At 46.5% G+C, this 26,060-nt stretch carries 21 protein-coding genes; 16 read left to right on the forward strand and 5 right to left on the reverse strand.

What is annotated here, in order from left to right:
* The first annotated feature begins 21 nt into the window (after positions 1-21).
* The 3 genes from rseP to ACOIT5_RS08175 all read left to right on the forward strand — a co-directional run bounded on the left by rseP (position 22) and on the right by ACOIT5_RS08175 (position 2,775).
* Positions 22-1,356, forward strand: a complete 1,335-nt coding sequence (rseP, locus tag ACOIT5_RS08165; RefSeq protein ID WP_423129979.1) for an RIP metalloprotease RseP — start codon at positions 22-24, stop codon at positions 1,354-1,356.
* Between the two features lie 49 nt (positions 1,357-1,405).
* Positions 1,406-1,612 carry a twin-arginine translocase TatA/TatE family subunit gene (tatA, locus tag ACOIT5_RS08170; protein ID WP_423129980.1) on the forward strand — a complete coding sequence of 69 codons (207 nt, stop codon included), beginning with the start codon at positions 1,406-1,408 and terminating at the stop codon, positions 1,610-1,612.
* 128 nt (positions 1,613-1,740) lie between these two features.
* Positions 1,741-2,775 (forward strand): DUF4837 family protein, encoded by a 1,035-nt coding sequence (locus tag ACOIT5_RS08175; protein WP_423129981.1) that lies wholly within the window; start codon positions 1,741-1,743, stop codon positions 2,773-2,775.
* 85 nt (positions 2,776-2,860) lie between these two features.
* Here ACOIT5_RS08175 and ACOIT5_RS08180 read toward each other — a convergent pair whose 3' ends face one another.
* Positions 2,861-3,430 carry a DUF3332 domain-containing protein gene (locus ACOIT5_RS08180; protein ID WP_423129982.1) on the reverse strand — a complete coding sequence of 190 codons (570 nt, stop codon included), beginning with the start codon at positions 3,428-3,430 and terminating at the stop codon, positions 2,861-2,863.
* 202 nt (positions 3,431-3,632) lie between these two features.
* Between ACOIT5_RS08180 and ACOIT5_RS08185 the strand changes: the two genes are divergently transcribed.
* Together ACOIT5_RS08185 and ACOIT5_RS08190 are read left to right on the forward strand one after the other, a co-directional pair.
* Positions 3,633-4,661, forward strand: coding sequence for an agmatine deiminase family protein (locus tag ACOIT5_RS08185; protein ID WP_423129983.1), 1,029 nt, complete (start codon positions 3,633-3,635; stop codon positions 4,659-4,661).
* An 18-nt stretch (positions 4,662-4,679) separates the two neighbouring features.
* Positions 4,680-5,573 (forward strand): carbon-nitrogen hydrolase, encoded by an 894-nt coding sequence (locus ACOIT5_RS08190; protein ID WP_423129984.1) that lies wholly within the window; start codon positions 4,680-4,682, stop codon positions 5,571-5,573.
* 78 nt (positions 5,574-5,651) lie between these two features.
* Here the strand turns inward: ACOIT5_RS08190 and ACOIT5_RS08195 are convergent, their stop codons facing one another.
* Complete coding sequence (locus ACOIT5_RS08195; protein ID WP_423129985.1) at positions 5,652-7,997, reverse strand: penicillin-binding protein 1A; 2,346 nt, start codon at positions 7,995-7,997, stop codon at positions 5,652-5,654.
* 341 nt (positions 7,998-8,338) lie between these two features.
* On the opposite strand from ACOIT5_RS08195, the gene topA reads away from it, so the two are divergent.
* From topA to ACOIT5_RS08240, 9 genes are all read left to right on the forward strand, one after another.
* On the forward strand, positions 8,339-10,663 hold the full coding sequence (gene topA, locus ACOIT5_RS08200; protein WP_423129986.1) for a type I DNA topoisomerase: 2,325 nt from the start codon (positions 8,339-8,341) through the stop codon (positions 10,661-10,663).
* A 66-nt stretch (positions 10,664-10,729) separates the two neighbouring features.
* Positions 10,730-11,872, forward strand: coding sequence for a formimidoylglutamase (locus ACOIT5_RS08205; protein WP_423129987.1), 1,143 nt, complete (start codon positions 10,730-10,732; stop codon positions 11,870-11,872).
* Positions 11,873-12,009: 137 nt separating this feature from the next.
* Positions 12,010-12,951, forward strand: coding sequence for a PorP/SprF family type IX secretion system membrane protein (locus ACOIT5_RS08210; RefSeq protein WP_423129988.1), 942 nt, complete (start codon positions 12,010-12,012; stop codon positions 12,949-12,951).
* Positions 12,952-12,982: 31 nt separating this feature from the next.
* Entirely contained in the window at positions 12,983-14,320 is a 1,338-nt protein-coding gene (locus tag ACOIT5_RS08215) for an SUMF1/EgtB/PvdO family nonheme iron enzyme (RefSeq protein WP_423129989.1), read from the forward strand.
* A gap of 19 nt (positions 14,321-14,339) precedes the next feature.
* The gene (gene gldL / locus ACOIT5_RS08220; protein ID WP_423129990.1) at positions 14,340-15,302 is read left to right on the forward strand and encodes a gliding motility protein GldL; all 963 of its coding nucleotides are present in this window, start codon (positions 14,340-14,342) and stop codon (positions 15,300-15,302) included.
* Positions 15,303-15,317: 15 nt separating this feature from the next.
* On the forward strand, positions 15,318-16,931 hold the full coding sequence (gene gldM, locus ACOIT5_RS08225) for a gliding motility protein GldM (protein ID WP_423129991.1): 1,614 nt from the start codon (positions 15,318-15,320) through the stop codon (positions 16,929-16,931).
* 2 nt (positions 16,932-16,933) lie between these two features.
* A complete protein-coding gene (gene gldN, locus ACOIT5_RS08230; RefSeq protein WP_423129992.1) occupies positions 16,934-17,788 on the forward strand; it encodes a gliding motility protein GldN in 855 nt (284 codons plus the stop codon).
* A 184-nt stretch (positions 17,789-17,972) separates the two neighbouring features.
* Positions 17,973-19,250: an SUMF1/EgtB/PvdO family nonheme iron enzyme gene (locus ACOIT5_RS08235; RefSeq protein WP_423129993.1), complete on the forward strand. Its 1,278-nt coding sequence runs from the start codon at positions 17,973-17,975 to the stop codon at positions 19,248-19,250.
* Positions 19,251-19,362: 112 nt separating this feature from the next.
* Positions 19,363-20,682, forward strand: coding sequence for an arylsulfatase (locus tag ACOIT5_RS08240; protein WP_423129994.1), 1,320 nt, complete (start codon positions 19,363-19,365; stop codon positions 20,680-20,682).
* Here the strand turns inward: ACOIT5_RS08240 and ACOIT5_RS08245 are convergent.
* Positions 20,654-22,222: an IS1634 family transposase gene (locus ACOIT5_RS08245; RefSeq protein WP_423129995.1), complete on the reverse strand. Its 1,569-nt coding sequence runs from the start codon at positions 22,220-22,222 to the stop codon at positions 20,654-20,656. The genes ACOIT5_RS08240 and ACOIT5_RS08245 overlap by 29 nt on opposite strands.
* A 356-nt stretch (positions 22,223-22,578) precedes the next feature.
* A complete protein-coding gene (pgeF, locus tag ACOIT5_RS08250; protein WP_423129996.1) occupies positions 22,579-23,349 on the reverse strand; it encodes a peptidoglycan editing factor PgeF in 771 nt (256 codons plus the stop codon).
* Between the two features lie 132 nt (positions 23,350-23,481).
* Between pgeF and ACOIT5_RS08255 the strand changes: the two genes are divergently transcribed.
* The gene (locus ACOIT5_RS08255; protein ID WP_423129997.1) at positions 23,482-24,180 is read left to right on the forward strand and encodes a basic secretory protein-like protein; all 699 of its coding nucleotides are present in this window, start codon (positions 23,482-23,484) and stop codon (positions 24,178-24,180) included.
* Positions 24,181-24,273: 93 nt separating this feature from the next.
* Here ACOIT5_RS08255 and ACOIT5_RS08260 read toward each other — a convergent pair whose 3' ends face one another.
* Positions 24,274-24,948, reverse strand: coding sequence for a Crp/Fnr family transcriptional regulator (locus tag ACOIT5_RS08260; protein ID WP_423129998.1), 675 nt, complete (start codon positions 24,946-24,948; stop codon positions 24,274-24,276).
* 82 nt (positions 24,949-25,030) lie between these two features.
* Between ACOIT5_RS08260 and ACOIT5_RS08265 the strand changes: the two genes are divergently transcribed.
* Complete coding sequence (locus ACOIT5_RS08265) at positions 25,031-25,921, forward strand: ATP-binding protein (protein ID WP_423129999.1); 891 nt, start codon at positions 25,031-25,033, stop codon at positions 25,919-25,921.
* Positions 25,922-26,060 lie beyond the last annotated feature (139 nt).

A 26,060-nucleotide genomic window follows, 5' to 3' on the forward strand; every position in this document is an offset into this window, starting at 1 on the left:
AATAAGAGAGATACGTAAATAATGGAACAAATACTGATAAAAGCAGCTCAGCTGATCTTAAGCCTTTCAATCCTGGTTATTCTTCACGAATTCGGACACTACGCGTTTGCCCGTTTATTTAAAACCCGGGTAGAGAAGTTTTACCTGTTTTTCGATCCCTGGTTCTCGTTGCTTAAAACAAAGCGCGGAGAAACTGAATACGGTATCGGATGGCTGCCCCTGGGCGGTTATGTGAAGATATCGGGGATGATTGACGAATCGATGGACAAGGAAGCAATGAAACTGCCTCCGCAACCCTGGGAGTTTCGTTCGAAGAAAGCCTATCAGCGTTTGCTGATCATGGTTGGCGGGGTTCTGATGAATTTTATCTTTGCTTTCGTCATTTACATTGGGGTGCTTTATGCCTGGGGAACCCAGTACCTGCCCACCGAAAATGTGAAACACGGGATTATGGTATCGGAAACCGGCGAGCAGATCGGGCTTCAAAACGGCGATATGATCCTGTCGGTGGACCATCAGTACATCGAGAATTTCTATAAAATTATCCCGACACTCGTATTGGATGATGCCAAAACCATCCAGGTTTTACGGGATGGGAAACAGGTGAATATTGACATCACCACCGAAGCGCTGGCATTGCTTATAAAAAGCAAAAGTGTAATTGATCCGCGTATTCCTTTTGAATGTAAGGTGGGCAAAATTCTGAATAATTCGCCTGCCGATCAGGCTGGCCTCGAAAAGGGCGATATCTTTGTCGATGTCGACGGGCATCAGTTTACTTTTTACGACGAATTTACCGGTTACGTCAGATCGCAAAAGGAAAAAGAAGTCACATTAAATATTTTGAGGGACGGACAGGCAATCACCATTCCGGTTACCGTGGGCGACGACGGGACGATCGGTTTCTACCCGGCCTTCCTCGAAAGTGCAACCGAATTTCTTCAATATAAAACCATTCGTTACAGCTTTGCCGAATCAATTCCTGCCGGTATAAAACGGGGCGTTTCGACGATAAAAGATTACCTGAAACAATTTAAGCTGATCTTTTCGCCCAAAACAAAAGCCTATGAATCATTGGGCGGTTTTATTGCCATCGGCAATATTTTCCCGGGCGTATGGGACTGGCATGATTTCTGGAATATGACCGCCTTCCTGTCGATTATCCTGGCGGTGATGAACCTGTTGCCTATTCCGGCCCTTGACGGCGGGCACGTTACTTTCCTGCTTTTCGAGATGGTTACAGGACGGAAGCCCGGGGAGAAATTCCTGGAATATGCCCAGATCACCGGAATGATTATTTTGCTGGCGCTGGTATTATTTGCAAATGCCAACGATATTATTAAGCTCTTTAATTAGAAGCGATTAAATTTTTTCTATTTTTGCAGAAACCATTAAACTTGATGCTATGTACATGTCAATTATTGCAGGATTCCTTGGACCACAAGAGATTATCATCATATTAATCATCGTCGTATTGTTGTTTGGAGGCCGTAAAATTCCCGAGTTAATGAAAGGATTGGGAAAAGGGATGAAAGAATTTAAAAAAGCAACAAAAGAAGAAGATGACGATGATGACCAGGTAGATTCGAAAAGGGGAAAGATTACGGAATAACGAGTTTAATTTTAACATATGAATCCCGCGATGAGCGGGATTTTTTGTTTTGGGAGGATAATCCCGGTTTTTAATCTATTCTGGTAAGGTTTTTGTTGTATAACAACAGGCCCGGAAAAAAAACAACCATGAAGCAAATTTTATCCATCAGCATTTTTTTGATGATCTCGTCAGCCTTCCTCTTCTCGTGCAGGGATGATACGAACATGCGCAAAAAAATTACCGGGAAAGCCGGGGAGTTAGTCATCGTTATTCCTACGGAAACATGGGCAGGCGAGGTGGGTGAAGCCATGAGAAAAGTGTTGGCGCAGGCCCAGTTGTCGTTACCCCAGGATGAACCAATTTTCGACCTGATCGCGATTCCGCCTGCCGCGTTTAAAGAAATTTTCAAAACCAGCCGGAACCTGATTAATGTCCGGATTTCGCCGACCCTGGACTCGGCCAAGGTGGAGTTTAAGAAAGATATCTGGGCATGGCCCCAGGCGGTCGTAAATATTCAGGCAGCTTCTTCCGACGAATTTACCCGGGTGTTTAACAGCCATTCCGACCGGATTGTAGCCTACCTGCTTAAAGCCGAACGCGACCGTTTGTTAATGAACTACCAGAAATACAACGATAAAGCAGTGAAAAATACCCTACTCAAAAAGTTCGACATTCAGCTTAATGTTCCTCCGGGCTTTGTTGTTGCCGGAGAGGGGAAGGACTTTACCTGGGTACGTTACGACAGCCCCGAGATTACGCAGGGAATTTCTGTTTATACCTTTCCATACTTGTCAGACAGCACCTTCACCTTGACCTACCTGCTGAACAAGCGCGATTCTGTTTTGAAAGCGCATATTGAAGGTCCTGCCAAAGGGAGTTATATGATGACCGAACACCAGCTTCCTCCTCTTTTTAACGTGTTTCAGTTCAAAAAGAACTATGCCGCGGAGATGCGCGGTTTGTGGCGGGTGGAGAATGATTTTATGGGCGGTCCTTTTGTAAACCTGACCGTGCTCGACGCCGCCAATAACCGGGTTGTTATGCTGGATGGTTTTGTTTATGCGCCTCGTTACGACAAACGAAATTACCTGAGACAGGTGGAGGCTATGTTGTATTCGCTGGAATTACCCGACCAGGGACGAAATGATAAAATTACCAGCCAGATTAATATGGGAAATTAACAAAGCTTGCGATTGATAAAGAAAAGGCGGCCGTTATTCAATTGAATTTGGCCGCCTTTGTTATGACTCAATTTTGTTTATTTCATTATTGCAACGCCAGCGCCGGTTGCGGATTCAGCTCATCCTGAACAGCCAGCCGGTCGAATCCAGGCTCAATCAGCCTGTTTGTTCCATCGGGCATGAACAACTGGTAAGACATGATTTGCCCGTCCTGAATCTTCACTTCCACCAGTTTCTGAAGTTTCTTGCCTTTCTTCAGGTACCAGCTGTTGTCTTCTTCACGGAACACCATCACTGTTTTTGAGCCGCTTACTCCCGGTTCTTCCACCGTCATTTTATATTTTTCGGATGTCAGTAGGTAGGTTTTTCCATCCATTTCAATCAACTGCTGGTGTTTTTCCCCGTCTTTCATCGCCATGGGGTTACTGCCCGACCAAAATTCGATGCTGTTCAGTACAACGGCGTCAACAAGCGTTGCCACACCGTAAACCGGAACAATAATACAGGCCAGAAAAACCAGTTCGTTGACAAATTTGTCGCCAACATTCCGGTTCCAGTCATAAACGGTTCGTGTGAGATTAAAACTTCCGATACAGCTTTGGAACAGAAAAGCTGCCGTAAGCACGACTAACGAAAGATTTCTTACTTTTTTCATGATAATCATTTTAGTTAAACAATATGAAATAATGATAATAATATTAACGGGCGAAGGCTTGGAATTTTGTATTACAATTTACCACAATCTTTAATTCAGAACAATAAAGATGTATAATCCTTTACGAATGAGAAAAAATAATGTGTTGTTTTGATTTTTACCGCGTTGAATGAATCACACTGATTTTCCTTATTTTTGGGCCATGATAATGCATGAAACACATTTCCCGGCTGAATGGGCGCAACAAAGCGGCGTACAGCTTACCTGGCCCGACGATCAAACCGACTGGCTGACAATCCTGGACGAGGTCATTCCGGTATATGAACAAATTGCCCGGGAGATTATGGCCCGTGAAAAGTTATTGCTGGTGTGCCGCAACCGGAACCAACTGCCTGCATTTCTTCGGGAAGAAAGCGAAAAGCTGATCATCCGTGAGATGCCCTTGAACGATACCTGGGCCAGAGATCATGCGGCGCTTACCATCCTTGCAAACAGCGAACCGGTGCTGTTAAACTTTCGGTTTAACGGCTGGGGGATGAAGTTTGCAGCCTGCTATGACAACCAGATTACACCAAACTTATATCAACAGAATGCGTTCAGACCGGGTATTCAATTGAGGGATCATTCATATTTTACCTTCGAAGGAGGCGCGGTTGAAAGTAACGATAAAGGGTGCCTGCTGACGACCAGCGAGTGCCTGTTGTCGAAAAACCGGAATGAGCATTTGAGTAAAAGTGAAATTGAGTTTTTACTGAAACAAAGTTTTGGACCCCGGAAAGTGCTGTGGCTCGATCACGGTTTTCTGGAGGGGGATGATACCGACAGCCATATTGATACGCTGGCCCGTTTTTGCGCCGAAGATACCATTGCGTACGTGAAGTGCGACAATCCGGACGATATTCATTTTGAGGCTTTACAGAAAATGGAAGCTCAGCTTCAGCAATTTACCGATCAGGACGACCGGCCGTTTAAACTGGTCGCCTTACCGTTTCCCGATCCTGTTTTTGATGAGGATGGGCAACGTTTACCGGCAACCTATGCCAATTTTCTGATAATCAACCAAGCCGTGCTGTTTCCGGTGTACGGAGTCAGGCAGGACGATGAGGCTGTTTCGTGTGCGAAATCGCTGTTTCCCGGACGCGAGATCATCCCCGTTTACAGCGTTCCCCTCATCAAACAACATGGTTCGGTGCATTGCATCAGCATGCAGTTTCCCGAAGGGGTGTTATAAACCTGAAAAACAAACGAAATGAAAACAAAAGAGATAGCCATTGGGTTGGTGCAACAAAGCAACACGGCAAACATTGAAGTCAATAAAGAAAAACTGGCCCGGAATATTGCCGAATGTGCAGCTAAGGGAGCCGAACTGGTGGTGCTTCAGGAACTGCACAACAGCCTTTACTTTTGCCAGACCGAGGATGTGAACCTGTTTAGCCTGGCTGAAACGATTCCCGGCCCGTCAACCGGCTTTTACGGCGAACTGGCCCGAAAACACAAGCTGGTACTGGTAACTTCGTTATTTGAAAAACGGGCGGCCGGCTTGTACCACAACACGGCTGTCGTGTTTGAAAAAGATGGCAGCCTGGCCGGGAAATACCGGAAGATGCACATACCTGACGATCCAGGCTTTTACGAAAAGTTCTATTTCACGCCCGGCGACCTGGGTTTCACACCCGTACAAACGTCAGTCGGGCGACTGGGTGTGCTGGTTTGCTGGGATCAATGGTATCCCGAGGCAGCCCGCTTAATGGCGATGGCCGGCGCCGAACTGTTGATCTATCCGACAGCCATTGGCTGGGACCCCCGTGATGATGAGCCGGAAAAAATACGTCAGCAGGATGCCTGGGTGACCATTCAGCGTTCCCATGCCGTGGCAAATGGCCTCCCGGTGATCAGCGTTAACCGGGTTGGACACGAAGCCGACCCGTCGGGTAATTCCGAAGGCATTCAGTTTTGGGGGAACAGTTTTGTTTGCGGCCCCCAGGGAGAAGTGCTGGCCTCCGCGTCAAACCGGAAAGACGAAAACCTGCTTGTAAAAACAGACTTGCTCCGTTCGGAAGATGTCCGCCGTATCTGGCCGTTCTTTCGCGACCGGAGGATTGAAAACTATTCGGGAATAACCAAAAGGTTCCTGAACGATTAAGGCGGGGAAAGCGTAAGCAAAAAAAACCGGGAGGCTCAGCAGCAGCAGCTCCCGGTTTTTTTGCACATACCAGATCGGTTAGAAAAAATCATCGTATTCCGTAGGTTTCTGCCTGACATCCGCATCGTCATCGCAATCCAGGTTAATCAGGAAGTTCATCGGTTTCTCAAACTCATGGTCGGGTTTGTATTCCAGGGTTTTATCAGCATATACCTTTTTGATGAAATGTCCCCATATGGGTAAGGCCATGTTGGCGCCCTGCCCGGTTGAGATGTCATCAAAGCGGATACTTCGCAGGTCGGCTCCGGTCCAGGCGCCGGCAACCAACTGAGGGGTGATGCCCATAAACCAACCATCGGAATGGTTCTGGGTTGTTCCGGTTTTACCGGCAATCGGACCCTGGATTTCGCCGTATTCCTTGTGCCAGCGTAAACGGCGACCCGTTCCGGTGTCGATTACGCCGCGCAGCAGGTTAATCATCAGGTAAGCTGTTTGTTCGTCAATCGCGTCGTGACGTTCGGGTCGGAATGTAGCGATTACGTTCCCGTGTTTATCTTCAATGTGGGTAACAAAAATCGGTTGTGTGTAAACCCCTTTGTTGGCAAAGGTTCCGTAGGCCCCCACCATCTCGTAAAGGGTGATGTCGGATGTTCCCAGGAACATCGACGGTACGGGATCAATCCTGCTGTAAACGCCCATTTTTTCCATTACATCAACCACCGACTGCGGGTTAAATTGTTTCATCACCCAGGCCGAAATTTGGTTGACCGAGTTGGCCAGACCCCATTTCAGGGTGACCATTTTGCCATCCATATCGGTGGGGCTGGAATTCCGGGCTTCCCAAACTGTGCCGTCGTACAGAATAAATTGCTGTTTCACATTGGGCACCTTCGTGCAGGGCGACAGACCATTCTGCATGGCCAGTGTGTAAAGGAAAGGTTTTACGGTTGAACCAACCTGCCTTTTCCCTCCTTTAACCATGTCGTACATGAAATGCTGATAATTCGGACCGCCTACATAGGCCCGTACCTGACCGGTTTCCAGATCCATCGCCATAAACGACGAACGGAAATAGCTCAGGTAATGCCTGATGGAATCCATGGGCGTCATGATGGTGTCTTTGGTTCCCTGCCAGGTAAATACCGACATTTCAACCGGTTCGCTAAAGTTCTTTTTAATCTGCCCGGAATTCATGCCTTTTGCCCGCAATACCCGGTAACGTTCGCTCTGCCGCATCGACAGGTCCAGCAGGGCATTCACCTCGTTTGGCCCCATATCATTCGAGAACGGGCGGTTTCGCAACCTTTTCAGATGCCGCTCGAATGCGGGCTGCAGTTCGAGTTTCAGATGGTTTTGCACCGATTGTTCGGCATACTGCTGCATGCGCGAATCGATGGTCGTGTAGATCTTTAGTCCGTCTTCGTACAAATCATAATTGGTTCCGTCGGGTTTAAAGTTCTTTTTACACCAACCGTACAGCGGGTTCGTTTCCCACTCCACCGAATCTTCTTTAAACTTCACCTGTTGCCATGAGGCATACCTCGATTTATCCGGTTTTTTGGCGTCCATGGTCACCCGCAGGTACTCCCTGAAATAGGGGGCCAGCCCGCTTTTAAAATCTTCTTTCTGATAATCGACATCAAGAGGCAGGGCCGAGATGGAGTCGTATTCCTGTTTGGTCACGTAATTGTATTTCCGCATTTGAGATAACACCACATTCCGGCGGTCTTTGGTCAGCTCGGGACGGCGTATCGGGTTGAACAGGGCCGAGTTTTTGGCCATACCCACCAGCATAGCTGCCTGGTGAATTTGTAAGGAATCCGGTTCGGTATTGAAATAAATACGTGCAGCCGATTTGATGCCGACAGCCAGGTTCAGAAAATCATACTTGTTCAGGTACATGGTGATGATTTCTTCTTTGGTGTAGCTTTTTTCAAGTTTAACGGCAATGACCCATTCTTTAAATTTTCGAAGGACAAGATCTGATTTGCTTTCAAATTCCTGTCGGGGAAACAGCATTTTGGCTAATTGCTGACTGATCGTACTGCCCCCGCCGGTACTGCTGTTGCCGGTCAGAATTCCTTTTACAACGCGAAACAAACCCCTCAGGTCGATCCCTGAATGTTTGTAAAAACGGACATCTTCCGTGGCAATCAGGGCGTTGACCAGCTGTGGTGGTAACTGATCGTAGCTCACATAGCTGCGGTTTTCGCGAAAATAACGCCCCATGACGACTTTATCGCGCGAGATAACTTCGGAGGCCAGCAAACTTTGAGGATTTTCCAGTTCTTTAAATGAAGGCATTTCCCCCAATTTTCCTTTGGTTATGGAAAAAAAGAGAATAAAAACCAGGGCGGCAGCCGCTAAATAGCACACCCAAAGGAACAGGGTATATTTTTTAAACGTATTTTTTTCTTTCTCCATCAGGATGTTTTTGAAATGTTTGGCGACAAAGATAACGAATTGGTTAAAATTATCATTTCTTCTTTAAACCCGAACCGACCTACATTTATTGCAGAGCGGTTCGGTCCGCTTGTTCGCCGGGATTACCGGCGCCGGCAAGTACGAAAACCGGAGCGAAAATGATTTTTTTGCCTGGTTGAAGTCAAGCGCGAAAACCTCACTTAATGCGCTTCTGTTTTGGTGTGAGTGTAATAAAATAATCATTTTCAAAGAAATATGAGAGCGAATTTTGTTTGATTAAAATTTGAAGTTGGTGTTACATTTTCTTTTATTTGCAAAAATTTTAGAAAACAGGAGGTTTTATGCAAGAGAATCTGGTTATTGTTGAGTCCCCTGCCAAAGCAAAGACGATAGAGAAATTTTTAGGAAAAGATTTCCTGGTTACTTCAAGCATGGGGCATATCAGAGACCTCGAAAAGAAGGATTTTGGGATTGACCTGAAGAATAATTATCTGCCTAAATATATCGTTTCGCCGGACAAGAAGAAGATTGTTACCGAATTAAAGAAGCTTGCCAAAGAGGCCAAAACGGTCTGGATCGCTTCCGACGAGGACCGCGAAGGAGAGGCCATTGCCTGGCATTTGCAGGAAGTTTTAAAGTTGGATCCTGCCAAAACAAAGCGGATTGTGTTTCATGAGATCACCAAAGACGCGATTCTGAATGCCATCAAAAATCCGCGCCCGATTGACCTGAACCTGGTGAACGCCCAACAGGCCCGGCGCGTTTTAGATCGCATCGTGGGTTTTGAGGTGTCGCCGGTTTTATGGAAAAAAGTAAAACCGTCGCTCTCGGCAGGCCGGGTTCAGTCGGTTGCTGTACGGCTGATTGTTGAACGCGAACGCGAAATCATCAACTTCGAAAGTGTTTCCGGTTTCCGGGTTTCCGCTGTTTTTTTGGTGCCCGATTCCAACGGTAAGGTAGTGGAGTTAAAAGCTGAACTGAACAAACGTTTCGACACGCGTGATGAAGCCCGGCAATTTCTCGAAAAATGTAAGACCGCCGGGTTCAGCATTGCCGATATTGTTAAAAAACCTTCGCGAAGAAGCCCGGCTGCTCCGTTTACGACATCCACCTTGCAACAGGAAGCCAGCCGTAAACTGGGCTATTCGGTTTCTCAAACGATGTCGGTTGCGCAGCGTTTGTACGAGTCGGGAAAGATTACCTACATGCGTACCGACTCCGTCAGCCTGTCGGGTCTTGCACTGAATACCGCCAAAAGCAAGATCTTAAGTATGCACGGCGAAGCCTACCTGAAAACACGGCAATACCAGACAAAATCGAAAGGTGCGCAGGAAGCCCACGAAGCCATCCGCCCAACCTATATCGACCAGGACGAAATTAGCGGGAGCAACCAGGAAAAGCGTTTGTATGAGTTGATCTGGAAAAGGACCATCGCATCTCAGATGGCAGATGCCGAGCTCGAAAAAACCACGATTTCCATCAACATATCCAACTCAAGCGAACAGTTTCAGGCAGTTGGCGAAGTCATCCGCTTCGACGGCTTTCTGCGGGTTTACATGGAATCGACCGATGTTGAAGAAGAAAACGGCGATTCAAAAAGTTTACTTCCTCCCGTGAAGGTCAATCAGCCATTGCGTGCAGAACTAATACAGGCCACCGAACGTTTTACCCAGAAACCGCCGCGATACACCGAGGCCAGCCTGGTAAAGAAACTCGAAGAACAGGGAATCGGACGTCCGTCGACCTATGCGCCGATTATTACCACCATCCAGAACCGGGGATATGTGGTCAAGGAAGACCGTCCGGGATTTGAGCGGGAGTTTGTTCAGCTCACGCTGCGCACCGGCAAATTGGATGAGAAGGTAAAGACCGAAATGTACGGAGCCGAAAAATCGAAGTTATTCCCCACGGATATTGGCATGATTGTGAATGATTTTCTGGTAAAATACTTTGAGAAGATCATGGATTACAGTTTTACCGCCAATGTGGAAGTTGAATTTGATGAAGTTGCCGACGGAAAGCGGATTTGGAATGAAGTCATTGATGAATTCTACCAGCCTTTTCACGAAAACATTGAGAATGCGCTGGAAGTTTCGGAACGCACCAACGGCGAACGCTTGCTGGGCGAAGATCCGGTGAGCGGCCTGCCGGTATATGTAAAGATTGGCCGTTTTGGTCCCCTGGCCCAATTGGGCGAATCAACCGAAGAAGGAGAAAAACCCCAATTTGCCAGCTTACGTTCCGGACAAATACTCGAAACCATTAGCTTGGAGGAAGCCCTCGAACTGTTTAAACTTCCGAGGGACTTGGGAGAATATGAAAATAAAAAAGTAACCGTAGCCATTGGCCGTTTTGGACCTTACGTGCGGCACGACAACAAGTTTGTTTCGCTCGAAAAAGGCGTCGACGACCCGTATTCGCTTGAGCTGTCGCGGGCAATCGAACTGATCGAAGCAAAACGTGAGAAAGATGAAAAAGCCCTGATAAAGACCTTCGACGAAGATCCTGAACTGAAGCTGCTAAACGGCCGCTGGGGACCGTATATTTCGTATAAGAAAAAAAACTTCAAAATTGCCAAAGGAACCGAGGCCGAAAAGATGACCTATGAGGATTGTATTAAAATAATCAAGGAAGATGCTCCGGCCAAAAAGAGCAGAAAAAAATAATCGAAGAGGCAGACAAATGATTGTTTGCCTTTTTTGTTTAATTTAAGGCCGTCTAAATCTGATGGAATGAACCTGGAGCTATACCTGAGACCTGTTGATATATCAGCGATTAAATTGTCACCTTGGGTGCAGAAAAAATTTTCTCTCGCAGCCTTATTGGAAAAAAACCAGGAAAAACTTTCATTAAATAAAGCAAAAATTGCCCTGATCGGGGTCGGGGAAGACCGCAATGCGGTGGTAAAAGGAAGCGCTGCCGCTCCTGATGAGGTCCGCAGACAGCTTTACGGCCTGAACCGGATTGCACCCCGGTTTAAAATACTTGACCTGGGAAACATCAGGCAGGGGAAAACGGCTAACGATACCTATTTTGCCCTGAAAGATGTTTGCGAATACCTGATGCAGCTGGGGATCACGGTGGTAGTTATCGGCGGAAGCCAGGATTTGACCTTTGGGCTGACCAAAGCGTTTGACGACCGGAAGTTTAACCTGGTTAATGTGGATCCGAAACTTGATTTCAGAAAAGGCTCAAAAATAATCGATTCGGAAAATTACCTCAATTTCGTTTTTGAGAAACATTCGAACCTCTTTTCTCAGACAACGCTGGCTTACCAGAACTATTTTACCGACGCCCTGGAACTCGATTATGTTGACGGGCTTCGCGCCGACGCCAAACGGCTGGGGCAGCTCCGCTACAACATGGGCGAAATTGAACCTTACATGCGTCATGCCGACATCCTGAGTTTTGATCTGAATGCGGTTCGGGTTACCGATGCGCCCGGACAATATTTTGCTTCGCCCAACGGTCTTTACGCCGAAGAGGCTTGCCAGGTCGCGCATTATGCCGGCATGGCCGATCAGCTAAAAATAGCCGGCTTTTTTAATTTTATTCCCGAACTCGACCCTTCGGGAACAAGCAGTAAGCTGATGGCACAGATGATCTGGCACTTTCTGGAAGGATATTATTTTAAAGTTGTTGAACATCCGGACAATAAATCGGACGATTTTGATGAATTTATTATTGAGATGGATGATGTTGACCTGCCGCTGATTTTTTATCAAAGCCGGAAGACGGGGCGTTGGTGGATGAAAATAATCGATGAAAACAAGGGTGCGGAATGTATCATTCCTTGTACTCAGGACGATTATGAGCTGGCAGCCAGGTACGAAATTCCGGATCGCTGGTGGAGAAATATCAGAAAAATGAACTGAGGGGCAAAATAAATAGATTAGTTGCTGCGTTGTTAACAATTGCAAATGCTAATGAACTGTAAACTTTTATAATTTAAAAAAACAGATTGTTATAATTTGCATGAACGGTACTGCAAAAGCTCAGTATTTAGGGGTGTATGAAAAAAAAATGGTTTTTACTTGTGTTCATGTTGGTTAACCTGGCTGCATCTGCACAGCAAGATCCGCAGTTCAGTTTTAACAAGCTAACGCAATTAACAATAAATCCGGGATTTGCAGGGAATAGTGGTGCCGTTTCCGGTTTGATACTGAACAGGTATCAGTGGACCGGAATAGAAGGGGCGCCTGAAACGCTGGTATTTAGCGTAGAGGCATCAACCGGGTTGTTTGGTGGAAATGATGGAATCGGGCTGAACATCATCAGCGATAAGCTGGGCTTTGAAAAGAATATCCTGGTCAATTTTAATTACGCCCACATCGTTCAAACCAGTTTGGGAAATTTGGGCCTTGGCGCATCTTTCGGGGTGTTTAACAAAGCCATCAATGGCGATTGGTACATCCCGGAGAGCAGTTATCATGTAAACCCGGGTTCTGACGGATTGATACCAAACGGGAGTGTCAGCCAGTTAGCATTTGACGTTGGTTTTGGTTTATTTTTAAAATCGAAAGACTATTTTGCAGGTTTTTCCGTTACTCATCTAAACCAGGCCAAAGTAGAGTTCTCTGATATGGCGTATACATTTTACACCCGTCATTATTATTTGAATGCCGGGTACGGGTTTAAAATGTCAGATCCGTCGTTTGTGTTGCAACCATCTGTTTTCGTGAAAACAGATTTAGCCGGCACACAGATTGATCTGAGCGCAGACCTGATTTTCAAAGATCGGTTCCGGACCGGGCTTGGCTACCGCTTGGATGACGCGGTTATCCTGTTTGTCGGTGTGGAATTGTTAAACGGATTAAACGTTGGTTATTCGTATGATTTGGTTGTATCTGCTTTAGGACGTTATAGTTCGGGTTCGCACGAAATGTTTCTATACTATTCGTTCGATCTGAAAAAAAGCAGAGAAAAAAGATATAAGAGTGTACGGTACTTGTGAAATAAAAATGTAAGCAATATATAGCATCGTTATGAAAAAATTATTCTTTCCGGCCTTTATGATTGGCATGGTCTTGTCGATGATGAGCTGCAATAAATCAGGAAGTGGTGAACTTACCGGAGTTCCGGGGCGGGGGAAGTGGTTCGAACCCGCTCCTTACGGAATGTCATTTATTCACAGGGCAAGTTTTAATGTTGGCCCCAGCGATCAGGATGTCAGTTGGTCTGAAACACCAACCAAGACGGTATCAGTTGATGCCTTCTGGATGGATGATACCGAGATTACCAATAATGAGTATCGGCAGTTCGTCCATTTTGTGCGGGATTCAATCGCGAGAACACTCCTGGGCGAACAATTTCCGGAGTTCCTGATTAGCGAAGACCGGGCAGGCAATCCCATTGATCCGCCTAAACTCAACTGGAAAGAAAAACTGGAATGGAGTAACCCGGATTATGTGGATGTATTGGAGGAAATGTATTATTCCGATAACGACCGGATGTTTAACAAAAAGGAAATTGATACCAGAAAATTATTCTACACCTTTTACTGGATTGATTACCAGCAGGCAGCAAAGCGGTCGAATATGTATAACTACGAAACCCAAAGTTATAATGGCGTTGTGTACGACAGCAAGGGAGAGACCAAACCCATTGAAAGCCGCTCGTCATTCATATTCAGCGATTTGGTCAACGTGTACCCGGATACATTGGTTTGGATCCGCGACTTTACTTATTCCTACAATGAACCATGGGCAACCCGTTACTTCTGGCACCCTGGTTTCGACGATTATCCGGTGGTTGGGGTAACCTGGACACAGGCCAAAGCTTTTTGTCACTGGCGGACCAGGTTGCATAACGAGTACCTGCTGAGCAAACGCGAACAGCCCTTGCAGGATTACCGCCTGCCAACCGAAGTTGAATGGGAGTATGCAGCACGAGGCGAAAAACAACTGTCGATGTACCCCTGGGGAGGATATTACACCCGCGACCAGAAAGGACGGTTTATGGCCAACTTCAAACCCCTGAGAGGAAACTATGTGGAAGACGGAGGCATGGCTACGATGAAAGTCGGGAGTTATGATCCCAATAAATTCGGATTGTACGACATGGCCGGGAACGTGGCCGAATGGACCATTACGGCTTTTGATGAATCGGCCTACATGTATACCCATGATTTTAACCCGAATTTTGAGTATAATGCCAAACCAGACGACCCGGCAGCGATGAAACGGAAAGTTATTCGCGGGGGATCATGGAAAGATATTGCAGCATATGTGCAAACCTCAACAAGAAGTTTTGAATATCAGGATACCACGAAATCGTACATTGGTTTCCGCTGTGTCCGGTCATCATTTGGAAACGAATTTTAATCTTTAATATCGCAAGCATATGAATTTTGGTGAAATTTTAGAGAGTAAACGCTGGAAAGTATTTACAGGCTATGTTTACAACTTAGGTGCTTCTGTTGTTTTATTAGGTGCCTTGTTCAAACTTCAGCATTGGGCTTTCTCTGGCCCCTTATTGGTGATCGGGCTTTGTACGGAGGCCTTCATTTTCTTTATCGGCGCATTCGAACCGCCCCTGGAACTCCCCGAATGGTCGAAAGTGTATCCCGAGTTAAAAGAAGATTATGACCCGGATACCGTGAAAGAATCTTCTGAGAATAAACTGGGACAGCTTTTTGACAAAGCAGACTTGTCTCCGGATTTAATTTCGAAGATATCAAAAGGCTTAACCGATTTAAGTAACACCGCATCGTCAATCAGCGATATTACATCGGCTACCCTGGCCACCGATATTTATGTGAAGAACCTGAACTCGGCTTCGGAAGCGATGAACACCTTTGCCGAAGTGAACAATCAGGCTAACAATAATATCCACAATTCAGTTAATGTGCTGGTCGACTCCTATACTACAACCGCACACCGCCTGGCACAAAAAGGCGACGAAATGATCAATAAACTGGCATTGTCGGGCGAGGAATTTACTACCCGTCTGAACCAGTCGGGCAGTAAACTGCTTAGTTCCTACGATAAAGTTTCGGGTGCAATCGAGCATGGTTTTGATCAACTGGGTAAAAATTCAATGGAATACGGAACAAACCTGTCCAGGTTGAACAAAAACCTGGAAGCGTTAAACACTTCCTATGAATCTCAGTTGAAAGGAACTGCTGACCAACTGAATGCGTCACAGAAATTTTTCTCTGATATGACTCAAATGAATCAGGTTATTCAGAGTTCCGTGGAGGAAATTAAAAAATATCAGTCGAACGCAGCCGAACTGAACAAACATCTGGAAGCATTGAATTCAATTTATGGCAATATGCTTGGCGCCATGAATTATAAAAAATAATATTTAACCAGGAATATGGGAACAAAAAATTGCCCGGAAACACCGAGGCAAAAAATGATAAACATGATGTACCTTGTGCTGTTAGCAATGATGGCCATGAATGTTGCATCAGAAGTCTTGGACGCTTTCCGGATTGTTGACTCCAGTTTAATTCAAACATTTCGCACGCTTGACCAAAAGAACGATCAGCTATACGCGTCCTTCGATCAGGCTTATGAAATGAACCAGGAGAAAGTGGAGCCCTGGTTGGATAAAGCAAAGAGCGTGAAAGCCAATGTGGATTCCTTACTCAACCGGATTACCAATATCAAAGAAGAAATGGTACTGCGGGCAGGAGGGATCAATATTACGGAAACGCCCGGCTCTAAAGTTGATCCTTCGCGATCATATATTACAAATGTGAAAGGTGACTCTATTCTCATTGCCAAAGACGACGAACTGAATGTACCTTCGGAGGTGATGATTCGTCTGAAACGCGGCGCCGAACTAAAAGCAGAGGTCAACTCCTTAAAAGAGAGCCTTCTTGCCCTGGTCGACGAAGATGCGCCAATCCGTCAGTCGATCATTCGGGAACTCGACACCTCTGATCCACCCAGAAGATTGAAAGAAGGAGCAGAAAAAAAATCGTGGGAGTCGGAGCACTTCGAAAATAAACCGATTATCGCGGTGATTACTTTGTTGTCGAAAATGCAGATCGATATCCAGAATACTGAAACAAACATGTTGAACTATCTGTACGGGCAAATCGATGCCGGTTCTTTTAAATTCAACAAGTTGGGAGCAGTAGTGATCGCCAGGTCATCTTATGTGCTCGAAGGCGATATGTACCATGCCGAAGTATTTCTTGCTGCGGAAGATACAACAAAGCAACCGGAAATTATTGTGAATGGTAAAGCGCTGAAAATGGAGGGAGGAAAAGGAATTTTTGAGGTACCAGCCAGCAGTGCCGGAAACTTTAAATGGGACGGTGTGATTAATTATCCTACCCCGGAGGGAGGCATAAATACGTACCGTTTTGAGCAGGCATACCAGGTTGGCCGCCCCAGTGTGACCATTTCGCCGACAAAAATGAACGTGTTCTACCTGAATATCCCCAACCCGATCAGTGTGTCTGTTCCGGGCGTGCCCTCCGATCAGCTGTCTGTATCGGTGACAAACGGACGGATTGAAAAGCGACAAAATGATTACCTGGTTTACCCGGCAAAAGAAGATATCAACGGGAAAAACACACAGGTGGTTGTTAATGCCAACGTAAACGGGGTTAACCGGAACATGGGATCGATGGTTTTCCGTGTAAAACGCGTACCCGACCCCTTGGCAATGGTTGCCGAAAAGAACGGCGGGGTATTGAGAAAAGAAGATCTGTTGGCCGAACAGGGCATTTTTGCCGCTCTGGTTGATTTCGATTTTGACCTGAAATTTGTTGTAACGCAGTTTGATGTGACGTTTACCGGAGCCGGAGGATACACCAACACCTGGTCGTCGAAATCGAACCGGTTTACGCCGGAGCAGAAACAACAATTTGCCAGTCTTCAACCCGGAAGTATCATCTATTTTGATAATATAGTTGCCCGGGGCGATGATAACTCAAGCAGGGATTTGTCCCCAGTTAGTTTTAAAATAAGATAGTCATGAAAAGGGTTTTAGTTGTAATTGGAATTTTAATTTGTGCGATTGGCGCTTCGCTTACCGAAACGCACGCGCAAATTGTTGACGGTGCCTACAAACGTGTCGATATCAGTAAGAAAAAGCCGATGCCTCTGCCTCACGTCCGCGAGGCCGATGTGATGTGGTCCCAGAAAGTCTGGAGGATCATTGACTTACGTGAAAAAATGAATCAGGTACTGTATTATCCTACAGTTGAAACCGAAGGGCGGAACAGCCTGGTCAATATATTCCTTAGAGGAATTGAAAGCGGACGCTTGACCGCCTACGATGCCCGTACCGATGATGAGTTTAAAGTTCCCCTGACCTACGAGCAGGTGAAAGAAGCTTTTGGCGCAGCTACCCGGACACGCAGGGTCAGAAACCTCGACACCGGCGAAATGGAGGAACAGGTGATTGTTGGTGAAATCAGAGGAGAAGAAGTAAAACAATTCATGGTTAAAGAAGAGTGGTTCTTTGATAAGCAAACTTCCACCCTGAATGTACGGATCATTGGGATTTGCCCGATTCAGGAATATTACCGCGATGAAGACATTAATCGTGAAAATGTTCAGCGCCGGCAGGTTTTCTGGATTTATTATCCCGAGGCCCGGGAGTTGTTAACTTCCGCCATGATTTTTAATACCAATAACATTGCCCAGAATATCTCGTATGACGATCTTTTCATTAAACGCCGGTTCAACAGTTATGTGATGAAGCAGTCAAACGTATACAACAACCGGGCAATTACCCAGTATATCAGCGGGCGCGAGGCCATGCTTGAATCGCAACGCCTGGAACAAAAGATTTTCAATTTCGAACAAGATCTTTGGGAGTACTAAAATTGAAATATTTTAAAAAGCCTTAGGAGATCCTCTTAAGGCTTTTTTTACTGTTTCAACAATAATACGTTATGTTTGGCGTTTTCACTGATAGTGAATTCTGGTTTTATTATACATGAATAAGAGCTTCCTCATAACATGTTTGGTTGGCGCTGTTGTTTTTTCTTCCTGTAACAGGAATGAGATGGCGCAATACGCCCAGGAAAGACCGGTAAGGCCTTTTTATGAGCCGGTACCCTTTGGTATGGCTTTCGTTGAAAGGGGAAGCTTTATTATGGGGCCCGACGATGAGGTGTTTGACGAAACCACACCGCTCAAACGGGTGTCGGTCGAAGCCTTTTGGATGGATGAAACGGAAATTACCAATAATGAATACCGCCAGTTTGTTTATTGGGTCCGCGATTCGATTGCCCGTACCATGCTGTCTGAAACCTACCCCGAATTTATGCTGACTGAAGACAATAAAGGAAATCCTTATCATACGCCAAAGCTAAACTGGGAGGATCCGATTGAATGGCGGAACCCTGACTTCCAGGAAGCGCTGGCCGACCTGTATGTTCCGGGTGACTACCGTGTCTTCTTCATGAAGGAGATCGATCATACAAAACTCATTTATGATTATCACTGGATTGATTACAAGCAGGCTGCAAAGCGAAGCAACAGCTTCGATTTCGAAACACAATCGTATCACGGCAATGTCATCGATTTGAAGGGCGAACTCAGGCCAATTACCGACCGGTCGGCTTTTATTATGCACGAATCGACGCCTATTTACCCCGATACCCTGTGCTGGGTCCGGGATTTTACCTATTCGTATAACGACCCGCTCACCCAGAAGTATTTCTGGCATGTTGGTTTCGACGATTATCCGCTGGTTGGCGTAAGCTGGAAACAGGCTGTGGCATTTTGCCATTGGCGAACGAAATATTACAACGAATACCAAAAGATGCTTGGCGGCGTTGATGTACACGACTACCGTTTACCCACTGAAGCCGAATGGGAATATGCCGCCCGCGGCGGTGAAGAACGCACCCTTTATCCCTGGGGTAGTTATTATATTCGCAATCAGATGGGATGTTTTATTGCCAACTTTAAACCCCGCCGGGGAAACTATATTGCTGACAGCCGCGGCGCCAGTACAACATTGAAGGTTGCCAGTTTTGCACCTAACAACAAACGCTTGTACGATATGGCCGGGAATGTGGCCGAATGGACCAGCTCTGCCTTTTATGAATCAGCTTACGATCTGGTCAGCGATTTCAATCCGACCTTCGAATACAATGCCCTGCCCCATGATCCGCCGGTTATGAAGCGGAAAGTGATCCGCGGCGGATCGTGGAAAGATGTCGCCTATTTCTTAAGAAACGGAACCCGTAGTTACGAGTACCAGGACACCGCGAAATCGTACATCGGTTTTCGTTGCGTAAAAACATCTTTTGCAGACGAGTTCAAACAGAAATAATCCTTCTTACTTCCCGTTTCGTGTTTCCCGGTTTATGGCAGGCATCACCCTGTTTTGAGCTGACCGATAATCTTTCTACTTTTAGGAGAATTAACGACCTAATTATACACAAATGAAATCATCAGATCTGATTTTTGGTCTGGTTTCCGCCTCTTTATTCGCGGGTTGCGAGCCAACAGAGCCGGTTAAGCCCGGTCCACCCAATATCATCTATATTCTTGCCGATGATTTGGGCTACGGAGACCTGAGCTGCTACGGGCAAAAACATTTTCAAACACCCCGCATTGACCGGATGGCAAGCGAAGGGATGCAGTTTACGCAACACTACGCCGGATGTACTGTTTGTGCGCCTTCCCGTTCGTCGCTGATGACGGGCCAAACCACCGGGCATACCCCCATCCGCGGAAACCTGGGATGGGATCCGGAAGGACAAAGTCCGTTACCGGCCGCTTCGTATACCTTGGCCGAAATGTTGCAGGAGTCGGGTTATACGACCGGCGCTTTCGGGAAATGGGGACTGGGTTACATCGATACGGAAGGTGACCCGAACAAACAGGGTTTCGATGTGTTTTACGGGTACAACTGCCAAAGCCTGGCCCATAACTACTACCCGGGCCATTTATGGCATAATCACGAGAAAATTGTACTGGAGGAAAACAGCGGGATCAATTTCGGACAATACGCACCGGAACTGATTCACGAAAAAGCCTTACAGTTTATCGAAGAAAATAAGGAAAAACCTTTTTTCCTGTTTTATCCGACTACCATTCCTCATGCAGAGTTGCTTTTGCCTGATCAGTATCTGGATGAATTCCGGGGAAAACTCCTGCCTGAAAAGCATTATCAGGGAGCCGAACCGGGCGACGAACGTTTCAGGTTGGGAGGCTACGGCACACAGCCCGAGAGTCATGCTGCTTTTGCGGCAATGGTCAGCTTGCTGGATAAGCAGGTCGGCGAAATCTTTGATAAACTGAAGGAACTTGGCCTCGACAAAAATACCCTCGTGATTTTTACCTCCGATAACGGGCCCCACCTGGAAGGCGGCGCCGATCCGGATTATTTTGACAGCAACGGTCCATTACGAGGCTATAAGCGTGATGTTTATGAAGGAGGTATCCGGGTGCCCATGATTGCCTGGTGGCCGGGAAAGATTAAGGAAGGCTCCGTGTCGGATCACATTTCAGCCTTTTGGGATATGTGGCCGACCCTGGCCGGATTAACCGGAAACGAAGTGCCGAAAGAAGTGGATGGCATCTCCTTTCTTCCAACCTTACTTTCGCAGGAAGGCCAGCAAAAACATGATTATCTTTACTGGGAATTTCATGAAAATGGCGGCAGGCAGGCCGTCCGTAAGGATGACTGGAAGCTGGTCCCCTGTTTTCGTCAATGGGACACCCAAAATTTTAATCAATTTGTTTTGAGCGCACAATAATGTCATACAGTTCCTGCTGCTCCCGGTCCATTTTTAGTATTTGGGTTTTCGTATCTTTTGAGTGTGGCAATTGGTAAACGATCTGGTACATATTGTGGGTGATTTCCTGTGCACGTTTCAGGCTCAGGCTTGATTTTTTTGCTTTGAGCAACCTTTCCAGTTCGAGCATAATGGTATAAGCGGTAAAACAAATACAGATATGGGCTTCAATCCGATTGTATAACCGGTGGAAAACGGGGCGTACCCGAAGATCGGTCTTGTTCATCCGAAAAGCCCGCTCGATAAACCACAGGTTCCTGTAATTTGCGATCACCTTTTTGGCCGGGAGCGCGGTATTGGTCAGGTATGCTTTAATCCCGTCCCAGGCTGCATCGGCATGGAACTTTTCCAGATCAATCGAAATGATAATTTCCCCTTCCATCTTTAAATACTTGTTATATCCTTTGTTGTTGATGTTGGACTTGGTCAGCTTCCCGCTGTTCATGCGTTTGGTCAACCTGTCCAATCCCCGTTTTCTGTTGTGGGCATCCTTGGCCGCCCGTTTGTCGGTCTTCGATAAGATCAGGCGCTTTCCCCCTGCTTTGTTGATGATCCGTACATCGCCGTCTTTTAAATCAAAGGCAAGTATTTTTTGTTTGATGGCACCGCTCTCGTTTTTTGGGCGCGCGCCAAGTATATATTGGTAGCCATTGGCTTCCAATGCCAGGATATTTTTCTTTGACAACAGTCCCGAATCTGCAATCACCACAGGCTTGCCAAGGTTGAACCGTTTCTCCATGCGTTGCAGTACCGGGATGAAAGTATCACCCTCGAATATGTTGCCTTCGAACAGTTCATAACCAATGGGGTTCCCTGCATGCCCAACCAACAGCCCGAGGAAAATCTGAGGGCATTGGTGTTTGCCGTCCTTTGAAAAGCCCGTTTTGCGAAGATCATCTTCGTCACTGGCTTCAAAATAAAGCGTGGTCATATCATAGAATACCACTTCAACCCTGCCGCCAAGCACATGCAGCGTATGGAAATAAGTAATCTCTTCAACCTGATTTTTTATATCGGTTCTCCCATTTCCCCTTTCTTCCTCTTTCCTTAAACACAGGTTATCCAGGAAACGGTATATTCTGCTGATGTTGTAAACAATGCCCTGGTACCGCAGCAGGTAATCAATCGTCTTTAGTTTGCTTCCGGGGTTAAACAACCGGGTAATAACCAGGTGCCTGAACAGTTCGTTATCGATGCGCCCGTAACCTACACGGTCGTAAAGTGTACCGAACACCAGTTCCGGGCCGATGACTTGTATCTGGGAGTTGGAAATGTTTGAAAGAAAACCTTCCAGTTTGATTTCATCCTCATCTTCAAACAGGGACAGGCTCATCCCGGTTTGTTCGCGTATATATTGACGGGCTTTTTCTTCCAAACGGACAATTTCTGCCTCGGTCCTTCCGGTTCCGAAACTTTTGATTACCCGGTAGCGCCTTTGGCTTTTGTCGATAACATGGACACTAACCGAGCCCGTCTTATTGGCCTTGCGTCGCACAAACATCTATCAAAAATAGCAACGGGACACCCAAAATCAAAAAAAATAAATCCTATTCTATTCTATATCAATCAAATAAAAATCGTGCGAAAAAAAGTGACGAAAACAGGAAAATGGCGGCAGGCAGGCCGTCCGTAAGGATGACTGGAAGCTGGTCCGTTACCAGGCATCGGCGCCCGAAAAAACGTTAACGCAGTTATTCAATCTGGCAGACGACTTAGGCGAAGAGCATGATTTATCCGGACAACATCCTGAAATTGTGAAAGATTTGTTGCAGTTAATGGCAGAATCTCGGGTTCCGTCCGATGTTTTCCCAATGGTGTTTCCCGCCGGGAAAGCCGGGAATTAAGTATAATTCCCGATCATTTTAACATGATCCCCGAAACCATTCGCCCGGTGTGGATTCCGTCCCGCCGGGCGGAATAAAAAAGCGATTCGTGCGAATAGGAGCAAATGCCCATAACCTCAATATGTTCTTCCTCCAAGCCGGTTTCTGCCAGAATGGTTTTATTTGCTTCCCATAAGTCAAAGTAAGCCTTATTTTTGGTTGACGATGGTTTTAATAAATGGCGGTGGTTGGTAAAGTTCTCGCGGACCGGGAGGATAACCTCCTGCCCCACCTCGTAAGCATGCAGGTGAATGGACGGCCCGATTCCGGCAATCAGGTTTTCGGGCTGGGTATCAAACTCTTGCTGCATGGTAAAGATGGTTTTGGCCAGGATTTTATTCACTGTTCCCCGCCAGCCAGCATGGACCGAGGCAATCACTTTATTGACCGGGTCGAACAGTAAGATGGGGACACAATCAGCCGTCTGTACGCACAGGCAGAGACCGGGCTGATTGGTAATTAACGCGTCTGTTTCAGGGATGTCGGCCGATCGCATCGGTTGGTCAATAACAGCTACCGTTGAACTGTGAACCTGGCGCGGGAAGACGAGTTGCGTCGTTTCCAAGCCGAAAACCCGGGCAAGTTCCTTCCTGAAAGACTGATAACTTGTTGGGCTGTCCCCTGTAAAACGACATTTTACCCGTTCATCCCATCCCTTTTTTGTTGAAACAAAATGTAAAATATCCGGCCGGTTCAACAGGTTAAACTGAAGGTATAATTTTGAATCGTACTCAAGTCTTCTCATTTGTTCGGTTTCATATTCAGAAAGCCGAAAAATAATAAAGTTTTGTTAAAGCATAAATTTTATGAGTAAATAAGCGGGCAAAACCGTATTGGAAATGTAGTTTTATACAACCAACTAAAAAATCAACCAGAGATGAAAACAAAAAGTATGGCGCTTATGGTGTTGTTGTGTTTGGCAATACCTTTGTTCGCCTCTTCTCAGCCTGCAAATGCCGGGAGCTATCTTTCAAAAGATTCAATCAGCCGTAAGGGTTACACCTTAATTTATATCAATAAGGCGGAGGACTTTAACCCGGAAGTTGGAGAACGATTGAAGGAAACATTTTTTGAGGTTTATCCGGAACTGGTAAAACAGTTCAATAAAAAATCAACACGTAAAGTAACCTTTGTGATTGATCCGGATTATGATGGTGTTGCGGCTACCTCAGCCGATAAGGTGGTTTACAGCCCAAAATGGTTTGCGGCTCATCCGGGAGATATTGATGTGGTGACACACGAAGTGATGCACATTGTGCAGGCTTACGGCCGCACCCCCGGCCCCTGGTGGGTAACCGAAGGTATTGCCGACTATGTCCGGTTTAAATATGGCGTCGACAATGCCGGCGCCGGCTGGAGCCTGCCCGAGCTGACCGAAAAACATCATTACACCAACTCTTACCGGATTACGGCCCGTTTTTTTGTGTGGCTTGAAAAACACAAAGATGAGAAGTTGATCAAAAAAATCGATCAACTGATGCGTGGTCATTCATACCGCGATGAAAGCTGGAAAGAACTAACCGGCCAAACCATCGACGAGTTGTGGGACGAATACCGGAAAAATGCCGCCATCTGATGAAGCCGGTGACGGCGTAATTTACCACAACGACAGAACCCGTGAAAAACAACCGGTTCTGTCGTTACGTGTTCCGGCTTGATCCGGCAGGCATTAACCTTTCAGTAGATCATTCATTTTCTGTTTATCCAGGATACGGACCGTACGTCGTTGGACTTCGATGTACCCTTCCTGGTCCAGTTCGCCCATAGCCCGTGCCAGGGCAGGGCGCGTAACACCGAAAAACTCGGCCAGTTCGGCCTGCGCGAGCGGCAATTCGACAATGGCCAGCCGGTCGCCGGCCAAATCGAGCAGGTAATGCGCAATCTTCTGGCGAATGGTTTTAAATGACAAAAACTTGATTCGCTGCGATAAAAATTGTGCCCTCGAAGAGATGGAATTCAGGTAGTTGGTCAGCAAACGCTGGTCTTTTTGCAGGAGTTTCAGAAACTCGGGCTTCGAAATATACAACAGCTCAACCGGGCTGTTGGCAATCACTGTCACGGGAAAACGGTTGTTTTTCCCAAACAGGAAGGCTGCCGCCAGCGGACGGGGAGCTTCAATATCTTCAATCTTAATCGTTTTTCCCGTATAATCAGCCATTTCTCCTTTTACGCTTCCCGATAATACAATAATCAGCTTGTTGCATTCGTCTCCGGCATGGACAATCAGGCTGCTCTTTGTGAAGCTGTGGATCTGAAAATGAATATCTCCCAGGATATTTTCAATTCGGTCGGCCGGCAGACCCATAAAAACAGGCGATTTGCTTAATAAATCAAAATCAATCATAAAAATGAAGTCTTTGTAATAAATGATACAAAACAGGTAACAGCCTGTCGTTACTTTTGTTTCAGAAATAAAAGGAAAAAAGATGATACGCGAAATAGTTAAGATCGATGAAGAGTTGTGTGACGGTTGCGGGCTGTGTATTCCGAATTGTCACGAGGGAGCATTGCAGGTAATTGATGGCAAGGCAAGGCTGATTAGCGAGTTGATGTGTGACGGGTTGGGAGCCTGCCTTGGTCATTGCCCGCAAGGTGCTATTGAGATTGAGAAGCGTGAAGCCGAAGAATATGACGAAATCGCGGTAATCAAACAAATGATACCCAAAGGCGAAAACCTGGTGATTGCACATCTCAAACACTTAAAAGATCATGGAGAAACCGGCTTTCTTCAGGAAGCCGTGCGTTACCTGAAAGCACACGAAGACGAACTGGAGCTGGATGTGCGTTACATCACCGGCCAGGTGCATAACAGTAAGCCTCAAGCCGAGCCTGCGTCGGGATGCGCGTCGGGTGGTTGCCCGGGATCGGCCCCGGTAAGCTTCGAGCGGCCGGCCTTTGTGATGGCCCCGCAAGCCGCCCCGGCCTTTGCCGGACAGTCTGAATTGCAACAGTGGCCGGTACAAATGCACCTGATTAACCCTGCAGCCGGGTATTTCCAGGGTGCCGACCTGCTGATTGCCGCCGACTGTGCTGCCTTTGCGCATGGCGATTTTCACCGCAGCTTCCTGAAGGGGAAAAAACTGGTGATTGCCTGCCCGAAGCTGGATTCAGGAAAAGAAATTTATATCGAAAAAATACGCCGTCTGATCGATGAATCGCGGGTAAACACCATTACCCTGGTCATCATGGAAGTGCCATGTTGCGGCGGCCTTACCCAATTGGTACAAATAGCTGCTCAGCAAGCCAGCCGAAAAGTGCCGGTAAAAGAAATTGTAGTAGGTATCAAAGGTGATGTGTTAATGGAAGAGTGGGTTTAGTTGGATCGCCGGGAACACTCATATTCCCGGCTTTTTTCTTCTTTCCATCCCAAAAATCAAAAAGATCATAGCAGAATTGATTCTTCGGTTACAACCGCCGGGGAACGACCGGTGCCATCCTGTTCAGGACGGACTGAAT

Source organism: Gaoshiqia hydrogeniformans, from assembly GCF_049347105.1.
GTDB lineage: Bacteria > Bacteroidota > Bacteroidia > Bacteroidales > Prolixibacteraceae > Gaoshiqia > Gaoshiqia hydrogeniformans.

What these genes read in the sequence shown, in the direction of transcription:
- rseP (WP_423129979.1), top strand. Translation starts at nt 22, where the DNA reads ATGGAACAAATACTGATAAAAGCAGCTCAGCTGATCTTAAGCCTTTCA.
- tatA (WP_423129980.1), top strand. Translation starts at nt 1,406, where the DNA reads ATGTACATGTCAATTATTGCAGGATTCCTTGGACCACAAGAGATTATC.
- ACOIT5_RS08175 (WP_423129981.1), top strand. Translation starts at nt 1,741, where the DNA reads ATGAAGCAAATTTTATCCATCAGCATTTTTTTGATGATCTCGTCAGCC.
- ACOIT5_RS08180 (WP_423129982.1), bottom strand. Translation starts at nt 3,430, where the DNA reads ATGAAAAAAGTAAGAAATCTTTCGTTAGTCGTGCTTACGGCAGCTTTT.
- ACOIT5_RS08185 (WP_423129983.1), top strand. Translation starts at nt 3,633, where the DNA reads ATGATAATGCATGAAACACATTTCCCGGCTGAATGGGCGCAACAAAGC.
- ACOIT5_RS08190 (WP_423129984.1), top strand. Translation starts at nt 4,680, where the DNA reads ATGAAAACAAAAGAGATAGCCATTGGGTTGGTGCAACAAAGCAACACG.
- ACOIT5_RS08195 (WP_423129985.1), bottom strand. Translation starts at nt 7,997, where the DNA reads ATGGAGAAAGAAAAAAATACGTTTAAAAAATATACCCTGTTCCTTTGG.
- topA (WP_423129986.1), top strand. Translation starts at nt 8,339, where the DNA reads ATGCAAGAGAATCTGGTTATTGTTGAGTCCCCTGCCAAAGCAAAGACG.
- ACOIT5_RS08205 (WP_423129987.1), top strand. Translation starts at nt 10,730, where the DNA reads ATGAACCTGGAGCTATACCTGAGACCTGTTGATATATCAGCGATTAAA.
- ACOIT5_RS08210 (WP_423129988.1), top strand. Translation starts at nt 12,010, where the DNA reads ATGAAAAAAAAATGGTTTTTACTTGTGTTCATGTTGGTTAACCTGGCT.
- ACOIT5_RS08215 (WP_423129989.1), top strand. Translation starts at nt 12,983, where the DNA reads ATGAAAAAATTATTCTTTCCGGCCTTTATGATTGGCATGGTCTTGTCG.
- gldL (WP_423129990.1), top strand. Translation starts at nt 14,340, where the DNA reads ATGAATTTTGGTGAAATTTTAGAGAGTAAACGCTGGAAAGTATTTACA.
- gldM (WP_423129991.1), top strand. Translation starts at nt 15,318, where the DNA reads ATGGGAACAAAAAATTGCCCGGAAACACCGAGGCAAAAAATGATAAAC.
- gldN (WP_423129992.1), top strand. Translation starts at nt 16,934, where the DNA reads ATGAAAAGGGTTTTAGTTGTAATTGGAATTTTAATTTGTGCGATTGGC.
- ACOIT5_RS08235 (WP_423129993.1), top strand. Translation starts at nt 17,973, where the DNA reads ATGGCGCAATACGCCCAGGAAAGACCGGTAAGGCCTTTTTATGAGCCG.
- ACOIT5_RS08240 (WP_423129994.1), top strand. Translation starts at nt 19,363, where the DNA reads ATGAAATCATCAGATCTGATTTTTGGTCTGGTTTCCGCCTCTTTATTC.
- ACOIT5_RS08245 (WP_423129995.1), bottom strand. Translation starts at nt 22,222, where the DNA reads ATGTTTGTGCGACGCAAGGCCAATAAGACGGGCTCGGTTAGTGTCCAT.
- pgeF (WP_423129996.1), bottom strand. Translation starts at nt 23,349, where the DNA reads ATGAGAAGACTTGAGTACGATTCAAAATTATACCTTCAGTTTAACCTG.
- ACOIT5_RS08255 (WP_423129997.1), top strand. Translation starts at nt 23,482, where the DNA reads ATGAAAACAAAAAGTATGGCGCTTATGGTGTTGTTGTGTTTGGCAATA.
- ACOIT5_RS08260 (WP_423129998.1), bottom strand. Translation starts at nt 24,948, where the DNA reads ATGATTGATTTTGATTTATTAAGCAAATCGCCTGTTTTTATGGGTCTG.
- ACOIT5_RS08265 (WP_423129999.1), top strand. Translation starts at nt 25,031, where the DNA reads ATGATACGCGAAATAGTTAAGATCGATGAAGAGTTGTGTGACGGTTGC.